Raw genomic sequence first — 4,794 nt, 5'->3', positions numbered from 1 at the left:
TTCATCAGTTTGCTTTTCATAATTAAATCTCTATTTTTATATTATTAACATAACCCACTCTGAACCTATCAGGATGGGGTTTACTTGCTACAGTGTTTTGAAGCATTTCCAAAACACTTGGCAAATTCTTGACGTAGCTGCTGCAACTGAAACACAAGTTGACGCACAATAATCGATTTCTTACTGAAATTAGTTGCCGGTGCAGTTGAAGATTGGGCAGTATCCATACAAAGCTCTCTAGGAGAAAGTAACTATCGTAGAAATTCAGTCATTCCACTTGTTCATGAGGCATCCTTATGTTCGGGCCACTCCCTGTCCTTTGTCATCGCCATCTTAAGGCCGCAGAATTTAATATCATCGATATGATTTTAAGATTAACTTAAGACTAATCGAATTTATTAGTCTACTCAACATGGACGTAGATATTAATTATTTATTTTGTGATGTTCGTCACATTTTTTAGCAAAAATAACTATTCCCTGCGTCCCATACGGACTGGCATTTCCTAAAAAACTCTCTAAAGTGGCACTGGAATCAAAACCAGACCTGCCATTTGTCTTCCGTTCAAATGCTGTGGGTTGATTACCGGTTCAACGAAGATAGCCGCGCTTTTGCATGACCGGCGCATCATCAATATTCGTCGCGCTATCTAGCGTGTGTCCTTTTTAATTTGGCATTAGCCAACGCTGTTATTCCGCATCATTTGTGAAGACGAGCGAGCGGATAATGCCCAAATCGGTTCTCTCGGCCAAGCGGGACAAAAGTTACTGAACCGGGTCGGAATTGTCCCTCCTCGCAATGATATAGCTGAAGGGTTGTTATAGGAGGGAAGCTCCCAGCGGGCTGCTATAAATTCGTGAACAGAATAATCAGCCGAGGCTTTTTATCAGACATAATGGTTTCTCCAAATTCTGAACTGCATTGAGCAATTGGGCCGATTGCAATGTTTTTTTATAAAAGCGACACTCTTTGATGCGCTATAGAGCGGGCTATAGCTTGAGTCTGCCTGACCATATCCCAGAGTTTTGGCCGATAAATCATACAGGCTCTATTTCGGCTGACCGGCCGCCAGTTGCCGGTGATACTCGGCCATCTTACGGCTATCTTCCGCAGCCTTTTCAAAATCGCGAACCATAGCTTCTGCGCGAGTCTTGAGATCCAAAATCTGCTTGCCGTAAACATAAGGCCGGGACCTGTACTGCGTCAGCATCTGCCGCTCCTCTTCGGCATCAGCATCCATCATTCGGGCCACTTCCTCATAATGCTCGGCTAACCGCAGATGGGCCTCCCGGGATTCCGCTGTCTGTACCTCATAGGCCCAGTCATGGGCACGAATCTCGGGGCCGGAAGCACACCCTGCAAATAAGACGGTTGAGAACCCGAGTGCAATCGATTTCAAGACCTTCATACAATCCTCCAATACTGTCATCAATCAATTTTTATTGTTGACCAGTTTTTGCCCAGAATAACTCCCGTCCTTATCCATTGTTTTCCTGACTCCCCATCCACGAATCCGGCGTCTTCGGCAAACGCCCCAAATCATCGATGACCTGCACCGAATGCGGTTCTGCATCCGCCCATTGCCACAGTACCAGGTTATGGTTATCCGCCGAACAACCGGGCGCAAAACTGCGCACCCGAATGCCGGCGATGCCGCAGGCCTGCAGTCGGTCGGCCAACAGCCAGGTCGGGGGCTCCAGGTTTTGAAAGGCCAGATCCTCCCAAGCGCAGTTTAGCGGGCAATTGATGAACTGCTGTATTTTGTGGTCGTTCAGATCGGCGATATCGGCGCAGTCAACCCGGTATGCCACCAGTGTCATGGGCTGGGGCTTGAACGGGAAACCTTGTTGCGCCTCCATCCAGGCGGTGGTCGGGTCTAATGAGGTGTAAAGTGCGCTGTTGCCGGGCCGGTTGAAGCGCCCGCCGTGCCTTTTCGCGCCTTCCCCGGAGAGCGGCGTGTAAGCCCACATGGGATGATGGGCGCGATAGACTATGCCGGTGAATCGACTGGTGGGGAGCTTCAAGCGTAGCCGCCGTCGGCGATGCGGGAGAGATAGGCTTTGACGGCGGCGGCGCGGCCTTCCTTGACGAGATCCTCGGCCGTTTTATCGCCGAACGAAGGCAGCGGCTGAGAGCGGAACCAGGCAAAGGCGCGGCCGGCGCCGCCGGACCATTCTGCTACGCGATTGATGATTTCGACGGTATCCCGCAGCCGGGCCTGTGTCGCTTTGCTCTTGACCCGGGTACTCTTGGAAACGGAATCGCGCGATAGTCCCGTCACCTCGGCAAGGTCATGTTGCGTAATATGAAGAACCTTGGCCAGCGAATTTGCGGCCACATAGCCTTCGTCATTAATAACCTCATGTAAAAAATCCACGTTTGCCATAAAATGCCTCACTATTTGACCGTCATATCGGCTTTATTATAGGGCGTTATCTGATAATCTAAAGATGCAGATCAAAAAAATCAATATTATAGTCAATTGCCGTCTTATCCATTCATTCGACAAAACCGGTAATAGGCTATAATCCGGCCCATTCCGCCCGATGAACAGGCGCATCGGTTTCGAAAGCTACCGCAAGCCCGTCATTCATGGCAGAACGACTTGAGTTTACGGCGTCCCGAATTCCTGGGAAGCCGATTCTTTGATAATAAGACTAAATTGATGGATAAACCTATGCAACCAAGTTTACCTAAAACCGGTTTGGCAGGCTTAACGGAAAACTGGCGCCATGATCTGGCGGCCGGTTTCCTGGTTTTTTTACTGGCCTTGCCGCTGTGTCTGGGCATTTCACTGGCCTCCGGCTTTCCGCCGGCCGCCGGCATTATCTCCGCCATGGTTGGCGGCCTTCTGGTATCGCGGATCAATGGTTCGCATCTGACCATCAACGGCCCTGCCGCCGGCTTGATCGTAGTGCTGTACAGCGCCGTACAGACGCTGGGAGAAGGCGATGCGATGGCCGGTTACCGCTATACGCTGGGCGCAATCGTCATCGCCAGCGTCCTGCAAGTGCTGCTGGGCGTCTATCGGGCCGGACAGTTGAGCTCGTTTTTCCCGACTTCCGTCGTGCACGGCATGCTGGCCGCGATCGGCCTGATCATCATCGCCAAGCAAAGCCATGTCCTGCTAGGCGTCAACCTGGAATTCGGCAGTATTCTTTCGACTATTGCCCAGATTCCGCACAGCATGCTCTACCCCAATCATGCAGTTGCCTTTATCGGCCTGAGCGGACTGGCGATTCTGATCGTCTGGCCGCTGCTCAAGCATCCGGTTTTAAAGAAAATACCGGCGCCGCTGGTCGTGCTGATAACCGGCATGGGCCTGGGGCAATTTTTCGGCCTGCAGCATGAGCACATCCATGCTTTCTTTCTGGACAAAGCCTATCTTGCCAATCACGAACATCTGATTCAGCCGCAATTTCTAGTCGATATTCCCGACCAGTTTACCTCCATCTTCTATTTCCCGGACTTTTCCAAGGCCATGACTGTCGAATTCTGGGAAGCCGTAATAGGCATCTGCCTGATAGGCAGCCTTGAAACCTTGCTGGTTGCCAGCGCCGTGGACAAGCTCGACCCGTATAACCGCACCAGCGATTTCGACCGCGATCTGGCCGCCGTCGGCATGGGCAATGTGGTCGCCGGCTTGCTGGGCGGCCTGCCGATGATCGCCGAGATCGTGCGCAGCTCGGCCAATATCGAAAGCGGCGCTCGAACCGGCTGGGCCAATTTCTTCCACGGCTTGATTTTCCTGGTGTTCATCCTGCTGTTCCCGCACATCATCCATAGCATCCCGCTGGCGACACTAGCGGCGCTGCTGGTCTATACCGGCTATCGCCTGACATCGCCCAAGACTTTTCAGCATGTGCTGTCTGTCGGAGTAGAACAGTTGCTCCTGTTCGTCATCACGATTGTCGGCGTGCTGGCGACGGATTTGCTGATCGGCGTGGCGCTGGGCATAGCCGCCAAGCTGGCGATTCAAGTCATGCGCGGCGTCTGGCTGGATAATATGTTTCGCATTTATTTTGAAATTCACCGGCCCGACCGGCAAACCATTGTCGTCAAATTATTGGGCTCGGCGCTGTTTTCAAATTTTTTGCCGTTAAAAAAGACGCTGGCCGAACTTGAAGGCGGCAAAACGCTGGTGTTCGATTTTTCTAACGGCTATCTGATCGATCATACCGTCATGGAATTCATCGATGACTTCAGCCGGGATTATGAAGCGCAAGGCGGCAAATGCCTGCAAATCGGCCATGCCCTGGAAAAATTCTCTGACCATAAATTGGCGGCGCGTCTGATGACCGCTGATGACAGGTTAAAGTAAAGCTCGTATAAGATTGGGCGGCTTTCTCGTCGCCTGCCACGACATTCAATTCAGGACGGAAGCGGAGACTAAAAAACAGCCGCTTTCCGTCCCCTTCTTGCTATCAGCCACTTATCACCTGTTCAATCATTAAATTCTCAACAGACTATAAGCATCCATGACGTAATGTCATTCTTGAATGACTGAAGCAGCGCTATAGGCTTTCCCGCCGCTACCCGTTCACTTACATTTCAGGCTGAATCTCACCAATCAGGTCCTCCCTTAGATAAAAATCAGGGTATTACCCGATTTTCATACTGTATCTCTACCATATAAAGTCAATCCGCAGTCCACTATTTAATAATTTTTTAAGGTATTGCTGCGCAGGAAAACGGCTGGCTCAAGGTTACTTTCAGGCGGCAATCATTTCTTCAATTACTGTAGTGTGGAGATGTCATGAAAATTCGGCAAATCAGCGGCCGGTTGGAAACCGG

The 4,794-nt window shown here is 51.0% G+C and carries 4 protein-coding genes; 1 reads left to right on the top strand and 3 read right to left on the bottom strand.

Annotated elements, in window-relative coordinates; genetic code table 11:
• Positions 1-1,048 precede the first annotated feature (1,048 nt).
• From V2P20_RS01315 to V2P20_RS01305, 3 genes are all read right to left on the bottom strand, one after another.
• On the bottom strand, positions 1,049-1,408 hold the full coding sequence (locus tag V2P20_RS01315; RefSeq protein ID WP_331815256.1) for a hypothetical protein: 360 nt from the start codon (positions 1,406-1,408) through the stop codon (positions 1,049-1,051).
• A 70-nt stretch (positions 1,409-1,478) separates the two neighbouring features.
• Positions 1,479-2,024, bottom strand: coding sequence for an RES domain-containing protein (locus V2P20_RS01310; protein WP_331815253.1), 546 nt, complete (start codon positions 2,022-2,024; stop codon positions 1,479-1,481).
• The gene (locus tag V2P20_RS01305) at positions 2,021-2,386 is read right to left on the bottom strand and encodes an antitoxin Xre/MbcA/ParS toxin-binding domain-containing protein (RefSeq protein ID WP_194972155.1); all 366 of its coding nucleotides are present in this window, start codon (positions 2,384-2,386) and stop codon (positions 2,021-2,023) included. Before V2P20_RS01305 ends, V2P20_RS01310 begins: the two co-directional genes overlap by 4 nt.
• 291 nt (positions 2,387-2,677) lie before the next feature.
• Here V2P20_RS01305 and V2P20_RS01300 point away from each other — a divergent pair, with 291 nt between their 5' ends.
• Positions 2,678-4,321, top strand: a complete 1,644-nt coding sequence (locus V2P20_RS01300) for a SulP family inorganic anion transporter (RefSeq protein WP_331815244.1) — start codon at positions 2,678-2,680, stop codon at positions 4,319-4,321.
• The last annotated feature ends 473 nt before the right edge of the window (positions 4,322-4,794 follow it).

Source organism: Methylobacter sp. Wu1 (genome assembly GCF_036553575.1).
Classification (GTDB): domain Bacteria; phylum Pseudomonadota; class Gammaproteobacteria; order Methylococcales; family Methylomonadaceae; genus Methylobacter.
This window is presented reverse-complemented; position numbering and strand designations above follow the sequence as displayed.